This window comes from Agromyces ramosus, from assembly GCF_030817175.1.
GTDB lineage: Bacteria > Actinomycetota > Actinomycetes > Actinomycetales > Microbacteriaceae > Agromyces > Agromyces ramosus_A.
On the sequence record NZ_JAUSYY010000001.1, the window covers coordinates 1326227 to 1348334 of the forward strand.

Here is a 22108-nt window from a genome sequence, read left to right on the forward strand (position 1 = left end):
CGGTGGACGACGAAGGCCCGCGTCCGTGAGGACGCGGGCCTTCGTCGCGTTCAATGCGAGCGGATGCCTCAGGCGGCAGGCGACTCGTCGGCGGCGGCCTCGGCCGCTTCGACGACCTCGTCCACCGTCATCTCGACGACCTCGACGGTCTCGACCTCGGCGACGAACTCCACCGACTCGCCCCAGACGTCGTCGCCGAGCGCGACGCGCTCGAAGTCGACGTCGATCTCGGCGCGGCCGAGCAGGTCGGTCATGCGGCGCTGGCGGTTGCCGGGGATGAGCGTGACGACGCGTCCCTCCTTGCCGGCGCGGCCGGTGCGGCCCGAGCGGTGCAGGTACGTCTTGTACTCGTCGGGTGCGTCGGCCTGGATCACGAGGTCGATGTCATCGACGTGGATGCCGCGGGCTGCGACATCCGTCGCCACCAGCACGTTCACCCGGCCCGAGGTCAGCTGCTGCAGGTTGCGCGTGCGGCGCGACTGGTTCAGGTCACCGTGGAGAGCGACGGCACGGATGCCGTAGTCCTCGAGGTGCCCGGTGAGGTCTTCGGCGAACGCCCTGGTGCGGGAGAAGACGAGGGTCTTGCCCTCGCGGTTCGCGAGCTGGGCGACGATGTCGCGCTTCTCGCGGTTCTCGATGACGAACACGCGGTGCTCGATCGTCGACGATGCCTGGTCTTCGCCGGCGACCTCGTGCACGGCCGGCTCGACGAGGAACTCGTTGACGAGCGTCGCGACGCCCTGGTCGAGCGTCGCCGAGAAGAGGAGCTTCTGGCCGCCGTCGGCGGTGCGGCGGAGGATGCGCTGCACCGGCTCGAGGAAGCCCAGGTCGCACATGTGGTCGGCTTCGTCGATGACGGTGATGACGACCTCGGAGAGGTCGAGTCGACGCTGCTCGATGAGGTCTTCGATGCGACCCGGCGTGCCGATCACGATGTCGACGCCGCGCTGGAGCGCGCCGACCTGGCGAGCCTGGGGCACGCCGCCGTAGATCTGCGTGGTGAAGAGGCCGACGCTCTGCGCGATGGGCTGCACCGTGCGGTCGATCTGCAGGGCGAGCTCGCGTGTCGGCGCGAGGATGAGGGCGCGGGGCTTGCGGCCCATCTGGCGCTTGCCGCCGGCCTTGCCGGACTCCGCCCAGAGGGTCATGAGGCGCTCGACGGTGGGGGCACCGAAGGCGATGGTCTTGCCGGAGCCGGTCTTGCCGCGGCCGAGCACGTCGCGACCCTCGAGCACGGCCGGGATGGTCGCCGCCTGGATCGGGAACGGCGACTCGGCGCCGAGCTCCTTGAGCACGCGAACGACGTTGCCGCCGAGCCCGAGGTCGGCGAAGCTCACGCCATCGACCTCGGTCGCCTGGATGGCGTCGGCTTCGAGGCGCTCGAGCACGACGTCGTCGTTCGGCGAGAAGCGGTGGCCCTGCTCCTTGGCCGGGTAGAAGTCGGACTCGCGGCGGCCGGAGTCCTTGAAGCCGGGGCGATCGACGTCACGGCGGGGCGCGCGGTCGTCACGGTCGTACGAACGGGGTGCGCGGTCGTCACGGTCGTACGAACGGGGTGCGCGGTCGCTGCGGTCGAACGAACGCGCGGGGCGCTCGTTGCGGTCGAAGGTGCGAGCCGGGCGCTCGGTGCGGTCGTAGGAACGGGCCGGACGGTCGCCCTGGTCGGCGCGACGGGGTGCACGGTCGTCACGGTCGAAGGAACGAGCCGGACGCTCGGTGCGATCGTTGCGGTCGTACGAACGCACGGGGCGCTCGGTGCGGTCGTTGCGGTCGAACGAACGAGCAGGACGCTCGGTGCGGTCGTACGAACGCGCCGGGCGCTCGTTGCGGTCATTGCGGTCGTACGAACGCGCCGGGCGCTCGTTGCGGTCACCGGTGCGGGGCGCACGATCGTCGCGATCGGAGGAACGTGCGGGGCGCTCGTTGCGGTCACCGGTACGGGGAGCACGGTCATCGCGATCGTGAGAGCGCGCCGGGCGGTCGTTGCGGTCGTACGAACGCGCGGGGCGGTCGTTGCGGTCACCGGCGCGAGGCGCACGGTCATCACGGTCATACGAACGCGCCGGGCGGTCGTTGCGGTCGTACGAACGCGCGGGGCGGTCGTTGCGGTCGTACGAACGCGCGGGGCGGTCGTTGCGGTCGTTGCGGTCGTACGAACGCGCGGGGCGCTCGCTCGACTGGCCGGCGTCGCGTCCGTCGCGGTCGCCGCGGTGTGCAGTACGACCGGCTGCGACACGCTCGTCGGCCGACCAGCGCACCTTGCGCGGGCCGTCGGCGGGCTCGGGGCGGTAGCCGCGGTGGCCCTCGCTGCGCGAGCCGGGCTTGGACGATCCGGCACGTGCCGGGCCGCCCTTCGAGCCGCCCTTCGCGTACGAGGGATCGAAGTTCTTCGCCGGGCGTCCGCCGGCGGGCTTCTTGTTCTTGGGCATGGTCGTGCTTCCTGGGTTACTTCAAGTACATGGCAGCACCACTGCTGGCGCAGCACACTGAGAACCCGGAACATCGTCGACCGGGGCCGTTCACATACAGTGACTATCCGAGGCAGTTCGCCCCGAAACCGGCCCTTTGGACTCACAAACCCATCCGCGCACAGCGCGGTGTCCAGAACCGACTCGGCAACACTACCGGAATTCGGCTGGGAAAGCGCCCTACGGATGCCTCGGATGCAACCCTGAGACGGGAGCGAGTCGAAAGCGTAGCGTCGAATGCGAGCAAAGGAGCAGCAATGACCGATCCGAACCTTCCGAACCCTGACCCCACCATGCCACCGGCAGACCCGACGACGCCGCAGCCCGCTGAACCCGGGCCGGCAGGACCCGGGGAGCCGCTCGCGCCCAATCCGACGGAGCCGCCCGCCCCGCACCCGGAGGAGCCCTCCTTCCGCGACCGGGGGGTGTAACACTCGCGAAACGCCCGCGACGTACGCTCACGGGGTGAACCACGAGCACGAGCCCATCACGATCGCCGTCGAGCCGCCCCGCCAGCCAGAGGTCGAGCTCCTGCTCGACGGCAGCAGCGCCTACGCGCAGAGCCTCTACCCGCCCGAGAGCAACTTCCTGCTCGACATCGCCACGCTCGAGCGCCCCGAGGTGACCTTCTACGTCGCCCGTGACGACGGTCGGGCGGTCGGCATCGCGGCCCTCGTGGCCGACAACACGACCACGGCGACGGATGCCCCTGCGCCCGCGCGCGGCGAACTCAAGCGCATGTTCGTCGACCCGTCGGCACGTGGCCGCGGAGTCGCGGGCGCGTTGCTGGCCCGCATCGAGGCCGACGCGTCGGCGCGCGGCATCCGTGAGATCGTGCTCGAGACCGGTGACCTGCACGACGCCGCCCAGGCCCTCTACACGCGCCACGGCTACCGCGAGATCCCGCAGTTCGGCCAGTACGTCGGGGAGCCGCACTCGGTCTGCTTCGCGAAGCCGCTCGTGGCCGAGCCCTCGCAGGCGCTGAGCTCCGACTCGAGTTCACATCGCGCAAAGGTGAGGTAGCATCACTGCAGCCCTGAACCCGGAAGCCCTTCGTGACCAAGACCCGAATCTCCGGCGGTCACGGAGGTCGGCGCCGCCGGCCCGTGCTGATCGCCGCGGCCGTCGCAGCCGCCCTCGCGACCAGCGCTGCGCTCTCCGCGTTCCACGTGCCCTTGAACGAGATCGACCCGGTCGGTGCCGACGCCGCGAGCGAGCTCGCCGGCACGGGGATCATCGGCATCCGCACGTTCACGCCGCCCGCCGGCATCCGCGTCGAAGCCGATCTCGAGTACGGCACCCGCGAAGACGGCACGCTGCTCACCCTCGACATCTGCGCGCCCGCGCCCGACCCGCTCGTGACGGTGCGTCCGGCGGTCGTCTCGATCCACGGCGGCAGCTGGGCACGCGGCGACAAGGCGAACGCCGACTGGCGCAACGTCTGCCTGTGGCTCGCGAGCGAAGGGTTCGTCGCGGCATCCGTCAACTACCGGCTCGTGCCCCACGTGCGCTTCCCGGCTGCGATCGACGACGTGGCGCTCGCGGTCGAATGGCTGCGCGCACCCGAGCAGGTCGAGCAGTTCGGCATCGACTCAGACCGCATCGGCGCCTTCGGCGGCTCGGCGGGCGGCAACCTCGCGGCACTCCTCGGCACGAGCGGCGACGGGCCACTCGACGAGGGCTCCCGCGTGGCGGCGGTCGCCGAGTTCTCGGGCCCGGTGGGCTTGACCGCGTCCGAGCTGGGCGCCGACGGGGCATCCGCGTGGCTTCGCACCATCGTCGACGAGTACCTCGACTGCGAACCGGGCATCGACGATGCGGCGTGCCCCCAGGCGATCGAGGCGTCACCTGGAACCACGGTCGATGCGAGCGACCCTCCCTTCTTCATCGGGCACTCCGACAGTGAGGCCGTGCCGCTCGGTCAATCGCAACGATTCGCGGCGACGCTCGCCGGGGCCGGCGTGCCGGTCGAGCTCGCCGTCGTGCCTGGCGTCGCGCACTCCATCGGCATCCTCGACGAGGCACTGCGCGCCCGCGTCGCGGCGTTCCTGCACACGCACCTCGGCTAAGCGCGGCCTCGCTCCTCCGCAACCCCTGTGCCCCGCGGCACGACGGGTCCTAGGCTCAGCCGCAGGCGGTCTGCGCACGCGCGCACGCCCGTCGACGCGAGCGGAGGAATGATGCCCGACCACGACTCACCCGCGCAGCTCTCGGAGAGCGACTGGCGGATCATCTTCACCCGCACCGTGCACGAGTACCGCATCAACCAGGTGCAGGACATCGCCGCGGCGCTCACCTTCTACACCGTGCTCGCCTCGCTGCCCGCCCTGCTCGCGGCGTTCGCGATGCTCGGCATCTTCGGCAGTGCCGAGGCGGTCGTCAGCGGAGCGTTCGACGTGCTCGAGGAGCTCGGCGCCGGCACGGCCGTCGACGCGCTGAGCGAGCCGATCGACCAACTCGTGAACGCCTCCCATGCGGGATGGGCCTTCGTCACCGGCCTCGCCGGCACGCTCTGGGCGGCCTCGGGCTTCGTCGGTTCCTTCGGCCGTGGCATGAACCGCATCTACGGTGTGGAGGAGGGGCGCCCCTTCTGGGAGATGCGCCCCGCGATGCTGGGCGTGTCCGCCGTGCTCGTCGTACTCGCCTCGATCGCCGCGGTCTGCCTGCTGCTGACGGGGCCCGTCGCCGAAGCGGCCGCGCGAGTGCTGGGCCTCGATGAGGGCGTCGTCTTCTGGTGGGATCTCGGCAAGCTCCCAGTGCTCGCCGCCATCGGCATCTTCGTGATGGCGCTGCTGTACTGGGCGGCGCCCAACGTCAAGCGGCGCAACCTCCGTTGGTTCAGCGTCGGGGCCGTCGGCGCCCTGCTCGTCTGGATTCTCACCACCACGCTCTTCGGCCTGTACGTGCTGGGCTTCGGCACCTACACGCGGGTGTACGGCGTGCTCGGCATGGTGATCGCGTTCCTCCTCTGGATCTGGCTCTCACACCTCGCGATGATCTTCGGTGCGGTGCTCGACACCGAGGTCGAGCGCGCCCGGCAGCTGCGGGCGGGCATGAACTCCGAGGAACGCGTGCACCTCCCGCTCCGCGACACCCGCAACATCGAGAAGAACCTGACGCAACGGGCGACGGATGTCCGTGCGTCGCTCGCCATGCGCGCCGACACAGCGGTCGGCGGCGTCACGCCCGCGGCCGGGCGCCGTCCGCACGGCTGAGAGCCGGGGCATCCGGATGCCCCATCCCCTACCGCGGTACTGCCCGGGAATCGCTCGGCGGAGGGATGTCCTCGCCTGGGCCGCGTGACAGAGTGACTGGCATCATGGACGATTTCCAGCAGCCCACTCACCGGCCCGCGAGCAGCGAGGCACCGCCCGCGCCCGCACCCCCGGCGCCGCTGCTGCAGCTCTCGCGCACGATCGATGAGCGCCAGTTCCGCGCCTGGCTGTGGGTCACGACCTCCCTGCTCGCGTTCGTGCTCTTCGCCGTCTCGGTGCCGCTGGCCGCGACCATCTACGGCGTGCACCTGTTGGCGGCGTTCGCCACGAGCCTCGCGATGGCCGGCGCCCTGCCGCTGACCGTGCGGTGGCCGTGGTTCGGCGCCGGGCTCGCGACCCTCGGACTGCTCGCCTTCGCGCTGCTGTCGGCCGGTTCCGATGGCGCGCCGTGGCCGTGGCCGGTGACCGCCATCGTGGGCGAGGCCGTGCTCCTCATCGTGCTCGGCGTGATGCGCGAATCGTGGGTCGGTCTCGCCGCCTGGGGGGCGGCCGTCGCGGTCACCGCACCGTTCGCGTTCGTCGACGCGGGGGCTGCCGCGAACGTCGTCACCGCCGCAGCGGTGACCGCCCTGGTCCTCGCCGTCGCGCTCCTCCTCGCACAGCGGCGCGTCATCGGTGCCGAGCTCTTCCGGGAGCGCGAGCTCTCGGCGTCGGAGCAGCAGCGTCGCGTGCTCGTCGAGGAACGCAACCGCATCGCCCGCGAGCTGCACGACGTCGTCGCGCACGGCCTCTCGATCATCCACGTGCAGGCGACGAGCGCACCCTACCGAGTCGAGGGTTTGAGCGACGGCGCACGCAACGAGTTCGCCGAGATCGCGGCGTCGGCTCGCACGGCGATGACCGAGATGCGGCAGCTCCTGGGCGTGCTCCGGAGCTCGGAGGCCGCGCCCGAGATGGCACCGCAGCCCGGGCTGCACGACCTGCCCGTGCTCGTGGCATCCGTCGACCGCGCCGGCGTGCCCGTCACGCTCGTGCTGGGCGAGCGCCTGCCCGCGACCGGACTGGCGTCGACCTCGGCGTACCGCATCGTGCAGGAGGCCCTCAGCAATGTCGTGCGCCACGCGCCCGGCGCCGCGACGCACGTGTCGGTCGAAGTGCTCGCCGGAGACCTGGTGGTGGGCGTCGAGAACGAGGCGGCGACGGATGACCCTGCCCCCGACTCGAAGGGCGGCGGCCACGGTCTCGTCGGCATCGCCGAGCGCGCGGCGCTCCTCGGCGGGCGTGCCGAGTACGGGCCGCGGCCCGGCGGCGGCTACCGTGTACTCGCAACCCTGCCCCTCGGATCGGACGGAGACCCGGCGTGACGATCTCGGTGCTCATCGCCGACGACCAGGCGATGGTGCGCGCCGGATTCGCGGCCGTGCTCGCCGCCCAGCCCGGCATCGAGGTGGTCGGGCAGGCCGCCGATGGCGTCGAAGCCGTCGCGCTCGCGCACTCGCTGCGACCCGACGTCGTCGTGATGGACGTGCGGATGCCGCAGCAGAACGGCATCGAGGCGACCCGTGCTCTGCAGATCCCGCCACGCAGCTCCGACTACGTGCCGCGCGTGCTCATGCTCACGACCTTCGACATCGACGAGTACGTCTACGACGCACTGCGGGCGGGGGCGAGCGGATTCCTGCTGAAGGATGCCACGCCCGAAGAGCTCGTCGCGGCCGTGCGCATCGTGGCGGGCGGCGACGCGCTGCTCGCGCCGAGCGTGACGCGGCGGCTCATCGAGGACTTCGCGCGCTCGGTTCCGCCGCCGCGCCCGTCGAGCACCCGGCTCGCCGAACTCACCGACCGCGAGCGCGAGGTGCTGACGCTCGTGGGCCGTGGCATGTCGAACACCGAGATCGCGGCCGCACTCTTCATCGCCGAGCAGACCGTGAAGACGCACGTCTCCAAGATCCTGCAGAAGCTGGGGCTGCGCGACCGTGTGCACGCCGTGGTGCTCGCGTACGACACAGGACTCGTCCAGCCGGGTTCGTGAGGCTGGACGCATGAGCACGTCTCCCGCCGATCTGCCGACCGTGCAGCCTGCGCCGACCATCGGCAGGCGCGTCGGCTCGACGCTCGGGCGCGCGGCGTCGGCCGCCGCGCACAGCACGCGCGAGACGATCCGCCGTCACCCGACGGCCGACAGGGTCTACCGCACCGGCGTCGGCGTGGTCGGTGGCGGCACGGTCGCGCTCGGCGTCGTGCTCATGCCGCTGCCCGGCCCGGGTGCGCTGATCGCACTCGGCGGCCTCGGCATTCTCTCGACCGAGTTCGACGGCGCGAAGAAGGTCAGCACGAAGGCGAACGCGGCCGCGAAGAAGGCCGTCGCCGCGGCGAAGGATGCCAGGGCGCGCCGGAAGGCCGCGGCCGCGAGCGCCGCTTCGACCGACTCGACCGACTCCTCGGGTAGCTGAGCCCGCGCCCCCCTACCCCCGTAGGGTGCGGAACGGCTCCGCTGGGTGATGTCCCGGCAGGAACCGCGTTCCTAACCTGCCTGCGTGGGCGGATGGGCCGCCCGGATGGGGCCGGCCATGACCGACACGCTCGCACCTCGCGCCGCCGGCGCCGCTCCCGCTCGCCGCGCGGCATCCGACCACGGGGCATCCGCTCAGCACGGCGCATCCGCTCGCGATGTCAGCATCGACGCGATCCGCGTGGTGCTCCTCGTCGCAGTGTTCGTGCTGCACGCGATGATGGTCGGCGTCAGCCTCGGCGCCGACGGACCGGTGCTCGAGAACGCACTCGAGGACCAGGCCTGGTTCGGGCCGGTCAGCTGGGTCGTGCAGATCATGCCGCTGTTCTTCATCGCGGGCGGGTTCTCGAGCTTCCACCACTGGCGGGCGATGCGCGCCCGGGGCGCCGGCCCGACCGACTACGTGCGCGCACGCCTCGAGCGGCTCGTACGTCCGGCCGTCGCGCTCGTGGTCGTCGTGGCCGGTGGGCTCGTGGCGCTGTCGCTCGCGGGGCTGCCGCCCGAGCAGGTGGCGACCGCCGGATTCCGCATCGGGCAGCCGCTCTGGTTCCTCGGCGTGTACCTCGCCACCTCGGCACTCGTGCCGCTGATGATGCGGGCGCACGAACGGGCCCGCGTCCTCACGCCGGTCACCCTGCTCGCGGCAGTCGTCACCGTCGACGTCGTGCGCTTCTCGACGGTCATCGACGGCATCGGATTCCTCAACCTCCTGCTCGTCTGGCTCCTCGTGCAGCAGCTCGGCTTCCACCTCGCCGACGGCGGGGTCGACCGGCTCGCACGTCGCACGCTGTGGGGCATCGCCGGCGGGTCGCTCGCGTTCCTCGCCGTGCTCACGACCGCCGGGCCGTATCCGGTCGACATGCTCGTGAACCTCAACCCGCCGACCGTCTGCCTCGTCGTGCTCGGCATCGCGCAGCTCGCGCTGTTCCAGCTGGCACGTCCCGCGATCCGTGCGTGGGTCGAGCGAGCGGATGCCTCGCGGCTCATCTCTGCCATCGGCGCACGCGCCATGACGGTGTACCTCTGGCACCTGCCGGTGCTCATCCTGCTCGCGGGTCTCAGCCTCGCCGCGAACGCGACCTTCGGCCTGCCGCTGCCCGAGCCGTTGAGCCTCGAGTGGTGGGCGAGCCGGCCGCTCTGGCTTGTCGTCGCGGCGGCGGCCGTCGTGCCGGTCACGCTCGCGTTCGCGCGGTTCGAGCGCGGCGGCGGTGCGGGCGCCTCGATCGCCGCGCCGGCTGCCCGCTCCACCGCGATCGACGCGGTGTGCGGGGTCGCCGGGGTGGCCGCGCTGCTCGTGTTCGGCTTCGCGCCGCTGCCGGCCGTGATCGCGCTGCTGCTCCTCGTGGTGTCGCTTCGCGGAAGCGCAACGCCGCTGCGGGGCATCCGCGGCATCCGCCAACTCCGCCCCAGCCAGCCCGCCCAGCCCTCTACTAGGCAGTAGAGCGCCCTTCGGATGCCGCAGAAGACGCTGAACCGACCAGCAGACCGGGCGTGGGAGCTGGGGGCTGGTGAGTGGGCTGAGGGAGGGAGGGCGGGCGGCGGGCGCCGCCTCAGCGCAGGTCGCGCCGCAACGGCACCGCGATCGCCACGCACGACGCGATGGCCGCGTAGGCCAGCAGCACGAGCGCACCGATCGCCGGCGAGGTCGTGCCCGAGGCCGCGATGGGCAACTGCTCGGCGATCGCGTCGCTGAGGAACGTGAAGTCGGTCAACGCCGCCGTCGCCCCGCCGGGGAGGAAGGGGTGGATCACGTTCACGCCGGGGATGATCATGAGCACGTGCTCGAGGAAGTAGAAGTACCCCAGCACGATGCCGACCGCGAGCAGCTGGTGGCGGGCGAGTGCGCCGATCGCCACGCCCAGGATCATGTACACGGCGGCCGCGAGCGAGAGCCGCGCAAGCAGCGCGACGAGCGCCGCGACCGGAACTCCGAGCTCGACGCCCTGCAACGCTGCCCCGGCCACCACCGCGACGCCGGCGAACAGCGACGCGACGAGTCCGTAGGCGACCCCGAGCGCGCCGAACACGAGCAGCTTCGCCGCGAGGACGCGGCCCCGTCGCGGCACGGCGAGGAACGTGGTGCCGATCGTGTGGTGCCGGTACTCGCCGGTGACGGCGATGGTGCCGATGAGGGCCGGCACGAAGAGCAGCAGGCCGCTCATCCCCACGACGATGCCGACGCCCTCGGCGGTGTCGAGCCCCGGCAGCGGCGGCGTCGCGTTCTCGGGGCCGACCAGCGCGAGCAGGCCGGTGAGGCCGCCGCCGCAGCATGCCGCGAGGATGAGCGACCACAGGGGGAGGCGGGTGGCGAAGAGCTTGGTGAACTCGCCTCGGATCAGCCGGCTCATGCGCGGGCTCCTTCGATGTCGGATGCTGCAGCAGACGTGAGCTCGAGGAAGGCCTGCTCGAGGCTCATGCCCCGCTCGGTGAGCTCGGCGAGCGAGCCCGCCCACGTGACTCGCCCTCGGTCGATGAGCACGAGGTCGTCGACGCCGTGTTGGAGCTCGGTGAGCAGGTGGCTCGAGAGCAGCACGGTGCGACCGCCCGACGCGAACTCGCGGAGGAAGGTGCGCAGCCACACGATGCCGGCCGGATCGAGTCCGTTCGAGGGTTCGTCGAGCACGAGCACGGCCGGGTCGCCGAGCAGTGCCGTCGCGAGCGAGAGGCGCTGGCGCATTCCAGTGGAGAACGTGCCGACGCGGCGGTCGAGGTATTCCGAGATGCCGGTGAGCTCGGCGACCCGCGCCACACGCTCCGTGCGATGACCGCCGAGCGCGCAGCAGCTCCGCAGGTGCCCGCGCGCCGTCATCGTGGGGTGCGCCGCGGCGATGTCGAGCACCGCGCCGACGGTGCCGGTGGGGTCTGCGAGGTCTCGGTAGCGGATGCCGCCGATGAGCGCGGCACCCGCGTCGGATCGAGTGAGGCCCAGGAGCATCCGGAGCGTCGTGGACTTGCCCGCGCCGTTCGGGCCGAGGAATCCGGTCACCCGGCCCGGGCGCGCGACGAAGCCGACGTCGCGGACGGCGTCGACGCCGCCGAAGCATTTGGCGAGGCCGGTGACCTCGATTGCGGTGCCGTTTCTCATGGCGGGTCCCTTCGGTGGCATACTCATGGTGAGAACGTTGAGAACGTTCTCACCATGAGAATAGTCATCCGGAGGAACGATGCGCAAACCGTCGCCGATCGCCGACGTCGTCATGCACCCGGTGCGGTTGCGCATCATCCAGCACCTCGGCACGCGCCAGGTCACGACCGCCGACCTTCGTGCCGCCCTGCCCGACATCCCGCAGGCCACGCTCTATCGCCACGTCGCCGCGCTCGTCGACGCCGACATCCTCACCATCGTCGAAGAGCGCCGCGTGCGCGGTGCGGTCGAGCGCACGTTCGCCCTCGGCAACCGCATGGCCCACGTCGACCACGACGAGCTGCGCGACATGGGAGCCCGAGAACTGCAGCAGGCGTTCCTCACCTTTCTCGCGCACCTCGGCGAGACCTTCGACCGCGCGAGCGCCGCCGGCGACCCTGGATTCCGCGACTTCCTCGGCTTCGGCGAGGTGCAGTTGCACGTCACGACCGACGACCTCGCGGTGATCCAGGCCGGCCTCGGCGAGCTGCTCGCGCCGTACCTCGCCGACGACGGCGGCGATCGTCGCACGGTGACGCTCGCGACCGCGCTCATTCCCGGCGACCGCGCCGCTCGAGGCTGAGCGGTCGCGCCACCCGTCAGTGCACGTGGTCGCCGGGAGTCTCGTGACCGGTCGTCTGCTCGTCGAGTTGGTGAGGCTCGTGCGTTCCGTGCGGCTCCGCCCGCTCACCGGCCTCGGTCGCGGCGAGCGCAGGGGTCGCGAGCGCCGCGACGAGCGCGGCCCCGGCGAACATGCCGAGCAGCGCCGGCATCGAGTCGGATGCCCCGGGTGCCGCGCCCGCGCCCGCGCGCGAAGCGTCGTCGTCGCTCGAGGCGCGCGCCCGCCTGCCTCGCATGGCCAGCCCTGCGGCGAACGCCACGACCACGATGAACACGGATGCCGCGGCGAGCGGCCCCGGCGAGACATCCGTCATCGCGGCGGTGCCCGTCGCGACCGCCGCCGCCATCCCCATGAGCGAGACGGCGGCCACGACGAGCACGGTGGACGGGGCGAGCACTCGCCCCGCGCGGAGCGCGAGAACGCCCCAACCGAGCGCGGCGACGCCGAGCACGAGGAGTGCCGGCTGCACCGCTCCCCCGGCACCGGCGGCGAGCGCGAGCAGCACGAGCCCGGCGCCGAGGGCGGCGAGCATCGGCCAGCTGCGCGTGGCCGCCGCCAGTGCCTGCATGGCCGGCCCCTACGCCGTCGCCAGGCGTCCGGCGCGCTCGAAGCCGAGCGCCACTCCGAGCAGCACGATCGCGCTCGCGAGGTGCAGGAAGTGGTCGGCGGTGTTCAGCGCGAGGATGTTCGCGGCGGTACCCGCGAGGAAGAACCCCACGATGCCGAGCAACAGGTAGGCGGCGCCGACCGTGGCATTCACGGCCTTCGCTGCGGCGACGGACGCGAAGCCCCCGAGGAGCAGGGCCGCGCCGATGAGGATGTGGGCCACGTTGTGCAGCGGATTCACCTCGAAGACGCCGAGGAGCAGTCCGCCCTCGGTGGCGATGAAGCCGACGCCGCCGGTGACGGCGAATCCGAGCAGCCCGACGAGTACGTAGACCGCGCCGAAGACGGTTGCGACGATGCGGTTCGGGGAATGACGCATGGGTTTCCTCCTTTGTCCAGAGCGCGGCGGTGCCGTGCTGATCGGAGTTCGGAGCGGTCGCGGTGCCGGATTGGCCTCCGCCGCAACACGAGTCAGGACGGGTCGCACCTCGGTGTAGCGGGGTCATCCGGTTGTCGCAACCCCCTCCCCGTATCGAGGCGTCCGACGTTCAATGGGAGTAGCGCGACACCGCGCCGGCAAGCGCGAGATTCGCGCGAGACGGAAGGAGCACTTGATGGGCGTCGGAGACAAGATGGAGAACGCTGCCGAGGAATTCGGCGGCAAGGCCAAGGAGGCCACCGGCAAGATGACCAACGACGACGAGAAGGTCGCCGAGGGCAAAGCCGACCAGGCCAAGGCCAACGTGAAGCAGGCGGGCGAGAACGTGAAGGACGCATTCAAGGAGTGACCGCCCGTCGAACGGGGTGCGTTCCTACGGGAACGCACCCCGTTTTCATGCCGAGGCGGGGCCCGAGTGCCTACCCGCGCTCGTCGATCTCGCCCAGCTGGACGTCACCGGGATCGACCTCGATGTCACCCGGATCGTCGGGGCCGCCCGTTCCGGGCGCGACCTTCACCCGGTCGGCGGCTTCCGGCTCGATGGTCTCCGGCACCGGGTCGTCCTGCTTCGCCTGGGTCTCGGCCTCGCTTGCGGGGCTGTAGCTCGTGTCCTTCTCGGTCAGTTCCTGATCGCTCAGTCCGCCGCCGTTCGTCTCATCGTGGTTCGTGTCTCCGTGCGTCATGCGACGAAGCTATGCCCGCGTCGCCGGAGCGGGAAGACCCTTGCATTTCCGCGCCCGATGAGGATCCACGGTCCGGCGCGCCGGACGCATCCGTTATCGCTGCGTGCTCGCGATGCGGTGGGATGGGGTCATGGCTGGCGAACCGATCACCGTCTCGATCCGGCGCGAGGTCGACCCCGCGCACATCTCAGAGGCGACGGCGTGGGTGCAGACCGGCGTGAACCTCGCGCACAAGTACCCCGGCTTCCTCGGTTCCGGCTGGGTGCGGGCGGGAGAGGCATCCCAGGTCTGGCACATGCTCTATCGCTTCGCGAACGAGGAGACGCTCTCGGCCTGGGAGCAGTCGCCCGAACGCAGCTGGTGGCTCTCGATGGGCCAGGGCTTCGTGAAGTCCGAGCGAAGCAAGCGCCGCACCGGCATCGAGGGCTGGTTCGACGAGCCGGCGACCGGGTCGATTCCGGTGTCGGATGCCGCGGCCCCCGACGTCGACCTGCCGCCCGCGCCGCCGCGCTGGAAGCAGGCGGTCGCGATCTGGCTCGGATTCTTCCCGGTGAACGTGCTCTTCTCCTACCTGGTGTCGCCGGTGCCGGGCTGGGGCGAGCTGCCGCTCTGGACGCGCGTGCTCGCCACGACCCTGGTGCTGACGCCGATCATGGCGTACTGGGTGCTGCCGTTGGTGACGCGGATGCTCCGGCGGTGGCTCGCGCCGAAGCGCTGACATCGTGCGCGGTGAACGCGCGCGTGGCGAGCGTCAGCGCGTGCCGCCGATGCGGCGGGAGAGTGTCGCCGCCGCCTCGTGCACGGCCGGCACGACCCGATCGCGCAACGCGGGCTCAGCGTCATCCGGATACGTGATCGCGATCGCCGCGGCCGGCCAGCCCAGGTGGTCGACGACCGCGACTCCGACCGAGGCGAGTCCGGGCGTCACCTCGCCGTGCTCGCCTGCCCAGCCGTGCTCCCGCGCCTCGGCGAGCACGCGCTTCAGCCGGCCGTAGCTCCACTCCGCGGCATCCGTGTCGGGTGACGGATGCCGCCACGCGAACGCCGCACGGTCGGGGTAGAGGGCGCGCAGTTGCGCGGGCGGCAGCTCGGCGAGCATCGCGCGGCCCGTCGCCGTGAGGTGGGCGGGAAGGCGCACGCCGACATCGGTCACGAGCGACGGGCGTCGAGGAGCGCGCTCCTCGACGAGGTAGAGCACGTCGCGCCCGTGCAGCACCGCAAGGTGGCCGCTCTCACCGAGTCGGTCGACGAGACTCGCGACGAGCGGACGCCCGAGGCGCGCGAGCGGCTGCTGCCGCGAGAATCCGCTCGAGAGCTCGAACGCGGCGACGCCGAGGCCGTAACGGCGCTCTTCGGGCAGGTGCACCACGAATCCGCGCTCCTGCATGACCGCGAGCAGGTGGTACACCGTGGAGCGGGGAACGCCGAGAGCATGGGCGATCGTCGCCGCCGGCACGGGGCCGCGCTGTGCCGCCAGGTGCGAGAGGATCGCGAGGGTCTGGTCGGCGGCCGGCACCTTCGGCCCAGCGCCCGCGCCCGCGCCGCCCGCACCCGCGCCGCCCGCGCCCGCGCCGCGCGACACGCGGCCGCCGGCGTCGAGTGGTCGCGAATCGTCGCTTCGCGGGGTGGATACCGACAACTCGTGTCCTCTCGGTGCCGGCGCGCGGCGGGTCGGCGCGTCGGCGACGCCCAGCCTACGCTCGCGTCTGGGATTCCGGACAACGGCCGCGGTGCGGGCGTTCCCGCGCGCACGAGAGCGGTGTGGAATCGGATGCATGAGCACCATCGCGCCCGCAACAGCACACGCCGCCGCGGCATCCGTCACCGTCGGCACCGGTCCCGTCAGCATCGACGACGTGGTGGCGGTGGCCCGGCACGACGCAACCGTCGCCCTCGACCCCTCTGCCCTCGAGGGCGTCGCCGCGAGCCGCGCGATCATCGAGGGACTCGCCGCCGACCCCGAGCCGCACTACGGCATCTCGACCGGCTTCGGCGCGCTCGCGACCACGTTCATCGCCGACGATCGCCGCGCCCAGCTGCAGGCGAGCCTCGTGCGCTCGCACGCTGCCGGCTCGGGCGCAGAGGTCGAGCGCGAGGTCGTGCGCGCCCTCATGCTGCTTCGCCTCTCGACGCTCATGACCGGCCGCACGGGCGTGCGGCGCGAGACCGCCGAGACCTACGCGGCGATCCTCAACGCGGGCATCACGCCCGTGGTGCGCGAGTACGGGTCACTCGGCTGCTCGGGCGACCTCGCCCCGCTCGCGCACTGCGCGCTCGTCGCCATGGGCGAGGGCGAGGTGCGAACCGCCGACGGTGTGCCGACGGATGCCGCGAGCGCCCTCGCCGCCGCCGGCATCACGCCGCTCCGCCTGGGCGAGAAGGAGGGCCTCGCCCTCATCAACGGCACCGACGGCATGCTCGGCATGCTCGCCCTCGCGATCGACGACCTCCGGATGCTCCTGACGACCGCCGACATCGCCGCCGCCATGAGCATCGAGGGGCTCATGGGCACCGACGCGGTCTTCGCCGCCGACCTGCACGCCCTTCGCCCGCAACGCGGGCAGGCGGCATCCGCGGCGAACCTGCGACGCCTGCTCGCCGGCTCACCGATCGTCGCGAGCCACAAGGGTCCCGAGTGCACGCGCGTGCAGGACGCGTACTCGCTGCGCTGCGCCCCGCAGGTGCACGGCGCGGCCCGCGACACCCTCGCGCACGCGGCCTCCGTCGCCGAGGCCGAGCTCGCGAGCGCGGTCGACAACCCGGTGCTGACCCTCGACGGGCGCGTCGAGTCGAACGGCAACTTCCACGGGGCGCCCGTCGGGTACGTGCTCGACTTCCTGGCCATCGCGGTGGCGGACGTCGCGTCGATGAGCGAGCGGCGCACCGACCGCTTCCTCGACCGCGGCCGAAACCAGGGCCTGCCACCGTTCCTCGCCCACGAAGTGGGCGTCGACTCGGGACTCATGATCGCGCAGTACACCGCCGCGGGAATCGTGTCCGAGTTGAAGCGACTCGCGGTGCCGGCATCCGTCGACTCCATCCCCTCGTCGGCCATGCAGGAGGACCACGTGTCGATGGGGTGGGCCGCCGCGCGCAAGCTGCGCCGGTCGATCGACGGGCTCACCCGGGTGCTCGCGATCGAGGTCATGACGGCGGCGCGGGGCCTCGCGCTCCGGGCGCCCCTCGAGCCCGGCGCAGCGACCGGCGACGTCGTGTCACTCGTGGCCGAGGTCGGCGCGGTGCCCGGGCCCGACCGCTTCCTGTCGCCCGAGATCGAGGCGGTCACTGGCCTCGTGGGCTCCGGCGCCGTCGTGGCGCAGGCGGCTGCGGCGGCCGGTGCGCTCGACTGAGGTACGCAGATGTCACCCGAACAGGGTTCCAATGATGCCCCTTGGGGTGTTGTGCCTCTATTGCACCGATGACAGACTGGGGGAGCCGATCCCCGAAACCGGCGCCCCCGAACGGAACCCTATGTCGCCGAAACGCAACTTCTACGGCCAGGCCGACCCCTTCCGGGCGCGCCGCGCCCGGCCGAGTGGGTTGAGCCTTGCGGCCGCTGCGTCGGTGATCATCCTCGGACTCTCCGGCGTGAGCCTCGCGCAGGCCGATGAACTCGCGCCAGTGGCGACGGATGCCCCGGCCGATTCGTTTGCGACGCAGACGGCCGAGCCCGGCGACACCGGCGGCGAAGGCGACACCGGCGGCGAAGGCGACACCGGCACCGGCACCGGCACCGGCGAAAGCGACACCGGCGGCGACGACACCGGCGAGGGGGACACCGGCGGCGACACCGGCGAAGGCGACGGCACCGGCGAGGGCGACACCGGCGAAGGCGGAGACGGGGGCACCGGCGGCGAGACTCCGACGCCAACGCCCACCCCAACGCCGACGCCAACGCCCACCCCAACGCCCACGCCCACCCCAACGCCGACGCCAACGCCCACTCCCACGCCCTCACCCACCACCGAGACGACCGCTCCTCCCCCGGCCGCACCCAATGGCGTCTCGTCGACCGGCAAGCAGATCACGCTCATCGGCGACGGACCGGTCGCCCGCTTCGCGTCCACGTCCAATCCGCAGGTGAGCGCACTCCTCGGCGCGCGCACCGCCGTCGCCCGCGCGCTCACCGCACTCCGCGCCGCTGAGGCCGAACTCGAGGCCGCGCGCTCGACCCGCGAGGTCGCCCGGTCCCTCGCGACGCGGCTGCAGACGCTCGCCGACGACGCACGCACCGACGCCGACGCCGCGGCCCGAGTCTTCTTCGCCGCGTCGCAGGGCGACGGCGCCACGGCCTCCTCGATGGACGCCGTCTTCGGCGCCGGCAGCGACCTCCTCGCCGGGCTCGGCGGAGTCGCCCGCGTCTCCCAGATCGCCGGCGACGCCGAAGCACTCGAGAAGGTCGCCGCGAAGCGCGCAGCCGAAGCCGACGCCGCAGCGGAGCGCGCAGCGGCCGCCTGGGAGGCGGTCGATGCCGTACCCGTCGAAGACCGTGAAGCCGACGTCGACCGTGCCGAGCGCGCGCTGTCCGCCGCCCGTGAGGAGCAGTCCGGACTGCAGACCAGGGTCGCTGCGGCGAGCGTCGAGCTCGTCGAGTCGCTCCCGCACGACGCCGGCCAGCTCAGCGAGCAGGGCTGGGCGTCTCCCGTCACCGGCCGCCTCACCGACGGCTACGGCCCGCGCCCGAACAAGCCGGTCGCCGGGGTCAACGAATTCCACCGCGGCACGGATGTCGCCGCCAGCTGTCGCGCACCGGTGTATGCCGCCACGGCCGGCATCGTGCGCACGGCCGGGCCGAACGGCAGCTACGGCAACTGGATCCTGATCGAGCACGGCGCTGGCGTGTCGACCGGTTACGCGCACCTCATCGACGGCGGCGTGCTCGTCGCTCCAGGTGAGTCCGTCGCAGCCGGGCAGCTGATCGGCGCTGTGGGCAGCACCGGCGCCTCGACCGGCTGCCACCTGCACCTCGAAGTGCGCCTCGACGGCGTTGCGGTCGACGCGATCCCGTTCATGGCGGCGCGCGGCATCTCCATCGGCTGAGCGGACGACGAGCGTGCGCGGTAACGCGACATTCGCGCGTGCACCACGACCGGCCCGTCTGGGATCCCAGACGCCTCGCCTGCGGCATCCGTTGTCGGCCGCCCGCCCGTGGTGTGTGATCGGAGCATGACCGACGCACCCACCACCCGGCGCACCGTGCGCGCCGCCCGCGGCACCGAGCTCACCGCCAAGAGCTGGCAGACCGAGGCGCCGCTGCGCATGCTCATGAACAACCTCGACCCCGAGGTGGCCGAGCGCCCCGAAGACCTCATCGTCTACGGCGGCACCGGCAAGGCCGCTCGCAACTGGGAGTCGTTCGACGCGATCGTGCGCACGCTCGAGGGCCTCGAGGCCGACGAGACACTGCTCGTGCAGTCGGGCAAGCCCGTCGGCGTGTTCCGTACCCACGAGTGGGCGCCGCGCGTGCTGATCGCCAACTCGAACCTCGTGGGCGACTGGGCGACGTGGCCCGAGTTCCGCCGACTCGAGCAGTTGGGCCTCACGATGTACGGGCAGATGACCGCGGGCTCGTGGATCTACATCGGCACGCAGGGCATCCTCCAGGGCACGTACGAGACCTTCGGCGCCATCGCGCGCGCCTCGTTCGACGGCACGCTCGCCGGCACGCTCACCCTCACCGGCGGGTGCGGCGGCATGGGCGGCGCGCAGCCGCTCGCCGTCACGATGAACGAGGGCGTCGTGCTCATCGTCGACGTCGACGAGACCCGGCTCGCCCGGCGCGTCGAGCACGGCTATCTCGACGAGTACACGGCCGACCTCGACGACGCCGTCGAGCGGGTGCTCGCAGCGAAGGCGGCACGCACGCCGCTCAGCGTCGGCCTCGTCGGCAACGCGGCGACCGTGTTCCCCGAGCTGCTCGCACGCGGCGTCGCGATCGACATCGTCACCGACCAGACGAGCGCGCACGACCCGCTGTCGTACCTGCCCGAGGGCGTCTCGCTCGACGAGTGGCACGAGCTCGCTGCATCCGACCCCGAACGCTTCACCGAGCGGGCCCGTGCCAGCATGGCGAAGCAGGTCGAGGCGATGGTGGGCTTCAAGGACGCCGGCGCCGAGGTCTTCGACTACGGCAACTCGATCCGCCGCGAGGCCCAGCTCGGCGGGTACGACCGCGCGTTCGAGTTCCCGGGCTTCGTGCCCGCGTACATCCGTCCGCTCTTCGCCGAGGGCAAGGGGCCGTTCCGATGGGCGGCGCTCTCGGGCGACCCGGCTGACATCGCCGCGACCGACCGCGCCATCCTCGAGCTCTTCCCCGACGACGAGCACCTGCGGCGCTGGATCACCAAGGCCGGCGAGAAGGTGCACTTCGAGGGCCTGCCGGCCCGCATCTGCTGGCTCGGCTACCAGGAGCGGCACCTGGCTGGGCTGAAGTTCAACGAGATGGTCGCCTCGGGAGAGCTGAGCGCGCCGGTCGTGATCGGCCGCGACCACCTCGACTCCGGCTCGGTCGCCTCGCCCTACCGCGAGACGGAGGCGATGGCCGACGGCTCCGACGCGATCGCCGACTGGCCGCTGCTCAACGCGCTGCTCAACACGGCGTCGGGCGCGACGTGGGTGTCGATCCACCACGGCGGCGGCGTCGGCATCGGCCGCTCGATCCACGCCGGCCAGGTCATCGTCGCCGACGGCACGCCGCTCGCCGCCGAGAAGATCGCCCGCGTGCTCGTCAACGACCCCGGCACGGGCGTCATGCGGCACGTCGACGCCGGCTACGACCGTGCCGTCGAGGTCGCCCGCGAGCGCGGCCTGCGCGTCCCTATGCTCGAAGCATGAGCGACGGCGGTGCGGTGCAGCGGATGCTCCTGACGAACATCGGCGAACTGGTCACGAACGACCCGACCGACGATCGCGACGGGGGGCCGCTCGGCATCCTCCGCGATGCCGCCGTGCTCGTCGAAGACGGCCGCATCAGCTGGGTCGGGCACGCCGCGCATGCCGCCGAGGGGGTCGCCGCGCGAGCCGAGCGCGACACCCGACGCGAGGCCGACGAGCACCGCGCGACCTGGGACGCCGAGGTCGACGTCGTCGACGCCGGCGGCCGCGCCGTCATGCCCGGGTTCGTCGACTCGCACACCCACCTCGTGTTCGGCGGCGACCGCGCCGACGAGTTCGCGGCACGCATGGCCGGACGCCGCTACGAGGCGGGCGGCATCCGCTCGACCGTCGCAGCGACCCGGGCCGCGACCGATGACGAGCTGCGCGCACGCCTCGCCGGGTTCGTCGCCGAGCTGCACGCCCAGGGCACGACGACGTTCGAGATCAAGTCGGGCTACGGCCTCTCAGTCGAGGCCGAGGAGCGACTCGTGCGCCTCGCCCGCGAGGTCACCGACGAGGTCACCTTCCTCGGCGCCCACGTCGTGCCGGCCGACTACGCCGACCGCCCCGACGCCTACGTCGATCTCGTCATCGGCGAGATGCTCACGGCGTGCGCCCCCCACTCGCGCTGGATCGACGCGTTCTGCGAGCGCGGCGCGTTCACGCCCGAGCAGTCGCGCCGCGTGCTCGAGGCGGGCCGTGCCGTCGGGCTCGGGGTGCGCGTGCACGGGAACCAGCTCGGCGAGGGCGGCGGCGTTCGCCTCGCGGTCGAGCTCGGCGCGGCATCCGTCGACCACTGCACCTACCTGAGCGATGCGGATGTCGCGGCGCTCGCGGCATCCGACACCGTCGCGACCCTCCTGCCGGGCGTGGAGTTCTCGACGCGCCAGCTCTACCCCGACGCGCGCCGCCTCATCGACGCCGGCGTCGCCGTCGCCCTCGCGAGCGACTGCAACCCGGGGTCGAGCTTCACGAGCTCGATGCCGTTCTGCATCGCCGTGGCGGTGCGTGACATGGGCATGACCCCGGCCGAGGCCGTGTGGGCGTCGACCGCGGGCGGTGCGGCGGCGTTGCAGCGAACGGATGTCGGGGCCATCCGTCCCGGCGCGTGCGCCGACCTGGTGCTGCTCGATGCGCCCAGCCACGTGCACCTCGCGTACCGTCCCGGCGTGCCGCTGGTCGCGTGCGTCTGGAAGGACGGCGCGGTCGTCGCCGAGGCGTGACGCCGCGGCATCCGCTCAGTCGTCGTCGCTCTGCCGGATGCGCCGCCGTGCCGAAAGCAGGGTGATGTCGGGGCGGGCGGCGACGAGTCGCTCAGCGCGGTCGAGCACGTCCGTCACCCGGTCGGCCCCGGATGCCACGACGCCGACGCCGATCTCGGCCCGGCGGTGCAGCTCCTGGTCGCCGACCTCGGCGACGCTCGCCTCGGTGGTGCGCCGCAGGTCGGCGAGGATCGGCCGGATGACGGCGCGCTTGCCCTTGAGCGAGTGCACGTCGCCGAGCAGGACATCGAACTCGATCCAGCCGATCCACATGGGCTCACACCTCCGACGGCGGGCCGGG

The 22108-nt window shown here is 72.2% G+C and carries 22 protein-coding genes; 14 read left to right on the forward strand and 8 right to left on the reverse strand.

The features are described from left to right. Positions 1-68: 68 nt before the first annotated feature. Positions 69-2429, reverse strand: coding sequence for a DEAD/DEAH box helicase (locus QFZ26_RS06170; RefSeq protein WP_307040262.1), 2361 nt, complete (start codon positions 2427-2429; stop codon positions 69-71). A gap of 504 nt (positions 2430-2933) precedes the next feature. Here QFZ26_RS06170 and QFZ26_RS06175 point away from each other — a divergent pair. The 7 genes from QFZ26_RS06175 to QFZ26_RS06205 all read left to right on the forward strand — a co-directional run bounded on the left by QFZ26_RS06175 (position 2934) and on the right by QFZ26_RS06205 (position 9636). Further along, positions 2934-3491 carry a GNAT family N-acetyltransferase gene (locus tag QFZ26_RS06175; RefSeq protein WP_307040263.1) on the forward strand — a complete coding sequence of 186 codons (558 nt, stop codon included), beginning with the start codon at positions 2934-2936 and terminating at the stop codon, positions 3489-3491. 32 nt (positions 3492-3523) lie between these two features. Further along, positions 3524-4537: an alpha/beta hydrolase gene (locus tag QFZ26_RS06180; RefSeq protein WP_307040266.1), complete on the forward strand. Its 1014-nt coding sequence runs from the start codon at positions 3524-3526 to the stop codon at positions 4535-4537. Between the two features lie 111 nt (positions 4538-4648). Continuing rightward, a complete protein-coding gene (locus QFZ26_RS06185; RefSeq protein WP_307040268.1) occupies positions 4649-5683 on the forward strand; it encodes a YihY/virulence factor BrkB family protein in 1035 nt (344 codons plus the stop codon). A gap of 104 nt (positions 5684-5787) precedes the next feature. Next, positions 5788-7047 carry a sensor histidine kinase gene (locus tag QFZ26_RS06190; RefSeq protein WP_307040270.1) on the forward strand — a complete coding sequence of 420 codons (1260 nt, stop codon included), beginning with the start codon at positions 5788-5790 and terminating at the stop codon, positions 7045-7047. Beyond that, on the forward strand, positions 7044-7715 hold the full coding sequence (locus QFZ26_RS06195) for a response regulator (RefSeq protein WP_307040272.1): 672 nt from the start codon (positions 7044-7046) through the stop codon (positions 7713-7715). Before QFZ26_RS06190 ends, QFZ26_RS06195 begins: the two co-directional genes overlap by 4 nt. Positions 7716-7725: 10 nt before the next feature. Continuing rightward, the gene (locus QFZ26_RS06200) at positions 7726-8136 is read left to right on the forward strand and encodes a PGPGW domain-containing protein (protein WP_307040274.1); all 411 of its coding nucleotides are present in this window, start codon (positions 7726-7728) and stop codon (positions 8134-8136) included. Between the two features lie 117 nt (positions 8137-8253). Continuing rightward, on the forward strand, positions 8254-9636 hold the full coding sequence (locus tag QFZ26_RS06205) for an acyltransferase family protein (RefSeq protein WP_307040275.1): 1383 nt from the start codon (positions 8254-8256) through the stop codon (positions 9634-9636). A gap of 109 nt (positions 9637-9745) precedes the next feature. Here the strand turns inward: QFZ26_RS06205 and QFZ26_RS06210 are convergent, their stop codons facing one another. After that, positions 9746-10543: an ABC transporter permease gene (locus tag QFZ26_RS06210; RefSeq protein WP_307040278.1), complete on the reverse strand. Its 798-nt coding sequence runs from the start codon at positions 10541-10543 to the stop codon at positions 9746-9748. Next, positions 10540-11280, reverse strand: a complete 741-nt coding sequence (locus QFZ26_RS06215) for an ABC transporter ATP-binding protein (protein WP_307040280.1) — start codon at positions 11278-11280, stop codon at positions 10540-10542. The genes QFZ26_RS06210 and QFZ26_RS06215 overlap by 4 nt, the downstream gene beginning before the upstream one ends. A 79-nt stretch (positions 11281-11359) precedes the next feature. Here QFZ26_RS06215 and QFZ26_RS06220 point away from each other — a divergent pair, with 79 nt between their 5' ends. Beyond that, positions 11360-11902 (forward strand): helix-turn-helix domain-containing protein, encoded by a 543-nt coding sequence (locus QFZ26_RS06220; protein ID WP_307040282.1) that lies wholly within the window; start codon positions 11360-11362, stop codon positions 11900-11902. Between the two features lie 16 nt (positions 11903-11918). Here the strand turns inward: QFZ26_RS06220 and QFZ26_RS06225 are convergent, their stop codons facing one another. Together QFZ26_RS06225 and QFZ26_RS06230 are read right to left on the reverse strand one after the other, a co-directional pair. Further along, positions 11919-12509, reverse strand: a complete 591-nt coding sequence (locus QFZ26_RS06225; RefSeq protein ID WP_307040285.1) for a hypothetical protein — start codon at positions 12507-12509, stop codon at positions 11919-11921. A gap of 9 nt (positions 12510-12518) precedes the next feature. Beyond that, complete coding sequence (locus QFZ26_RS06230; protein WP_307040287.1) at positions 12519-12926, reverse strand: DUF4383 domain-containing protein; 408 nt, start codon at positions 12924-12926, stop codon at positions 12519-12521. A 235-nt stretch (positions 12927-13161) separates the two neighbouring features. Between QFZ26_RS06230 and QFZ26_RS06235 the strand changes: the two genes are divergently transcribed. Next, positions 13162-13335 carry a CsbD family protein gene (locus tag QFZ26_RS06235; protein WP_307040288.1) on the forward strand — a complete coding sequence of 58 codons (174 nt, stop codon included), beginning with the start codon at positions 13162-13164 and terminating at the stop codon, positions 13333-13335. A 70-nt stretch (positions 13336-13405) separates the two neighbouring features. On the opposite strand, the gene QFZ26_RS06240 is transcribed toward QFZ26_RS06235, so the two are convergent. Then, positions 13406-13669, reverse strand: coding sequence for a hypothetical protein (locus tag QFZ26_RS06240; protein ID WP_307040290.1), 264 nt, complete (start codon positions 13667-13669; stop codon positions 13406-13408). Between the two features lie 130 nt (positions 13670-13799). Between QFZ26_RS06240 and QFZ26_RS06245 the strand changes: the two genes are divergently transcribed. Beyond that, positions 13800-14387, forward strand: coding sequence for an antibiotic biosynthesis monooxygenase (locus tag QFZ26_RS06245; protein WP_307040291.1), 588 nt, complete (start codon positions 13800-13802; stop codon positions 14385-14387). A gap of 33 nt (positions 14388-14420) precedes the next feature. Here the strand turns inward: QFZ26_RS06245 and QFZ26_RS06250 are convergent, their stop codons facing one another. Continuing rightward, entirely contained in the window at positions 14421-15185 is a 765-nt protein-coding gene (locus tag QFZ26_RS06250) for an IclR family transcriptional regulator (RefSeq protein WP_307044951.1), read from the reverse strand. Between the two features lie 259 nt (positions 15186-15444). On the opposite strand from QFZ26_RS06250, the gene hutH reads away from it, so the two are divergent. The 4 genes from hutH to hutI all read left to right on the forward strand — a co-directional run bounded on the left by hutH (position 15445) and on the right by hutI (position 21768). Further along, positions 15445-17019 carry a histidine ammonia-lyase gene (gene hutH / locus QFZ26_RS06255; protein ID WP_307040293.1) on the forward strand — a complete coding sequence of 525 codons (1575 nt, stop codon included), beginning with the start codon at positions 15445-15447 and terminating at the stop codon, positions 17017-17019. A 121-nt stretch (positions 17020-17140) separates the two neighbouring features. Next, positions 17141-18709, forward strand: a complete 1569-nt coding sequence (locus QFZ26_RS06260; protein ID WP_307040295.1) for a M23 family metallopeptidase — start codon at positions 17141-17143, stop codon at positions 18707-18709. A 126-nt stretch (positions 18710-18835) separates the two neighbouring features. Then, on the forward strand, positions 18836-20503 hold the full coding sequence (gene hutU, locus QFZ26_RS06265; RefSeq protein ID WP_307040297.1) for a urocanate hydratase: 1668 nt from the start codon (positions 18836-18838) through the stop codon (positions 20501-20503). Next, on the forward strand, positions 20500-21768 hold the full coding sequence (hutI, locus tag QFZ26_RS06270) for an imidazolonepropionase (RefSeq protein WP_373460687.1): 1269 nt from the start codon (positions 20500-20502) through the stop codon (positions 21766-21768). Before hutU ends, hutI begins: the two co-directional genes overlap by 4 nt. Before the next feature lie 15 nt (positions 21769-21783). Here hutI and QFZ26_RS06275 read toward each other — a convergent pair whose 3' ends face one another. Next, a complete protein-coding gene (locus QFZ26_RS06275) occupies positions 21784-22080 on the reverse strand; it encodes a DUF503 domain-containing protein (RefSeq protein ID WP_307040299.1) in 297 nt (98 codons plus the stop codon). Between the last annotated feature and the right edge of the window lie 28 nt (positions 22081-22108).